Origin of the sequence: Bacteroides caecigallinarum (assembly GCF_016902295.1) — a bacterium.
Taxonomy (GTDB): domain Bacteria; phylum Bacteroidota; class Bacteroidia; order Bacteroidales; family Bacteroidaceae; genus Phocaeicola; species Phocaeicola caecigallinarum_A.
On the sequence record NZ_JACJLQ010000264.1, the window covers coordinates 1 to 201 of the forward strand.

General features: G+C 49.8%; 1 rRNA gene. It reads left to right on the plus strand.

The features are described 5' to 3' along the window. Positions 1 to 199 (plus strand): 23S ribosomal RNA (locus tag H6A27_RS15065); the annotation flags it as partial. Positions 200 to 201: the final 2 nt, after the last annotated feature.

Sequence of the window (201 nt, forward strand, 5' to 3'; positions counted from 1 at the left end):
GCTAGGATGTTGGCTTGGAAGCAGCCATTCATTTAAAGAGTGCGTAACAGCTCACTAGTCGAGGAATTTGGCGTGGATAATAATCGGGTATTAAGTTGTCTGCCGAAGCTATGGAACCAGCAATGGTTGGTAGGGGAGCATTCCATTCGGCGTCGAAGGCGTGGCGCGAGCCACTCTGGAGCGTATGGAAAAGCAAATGTA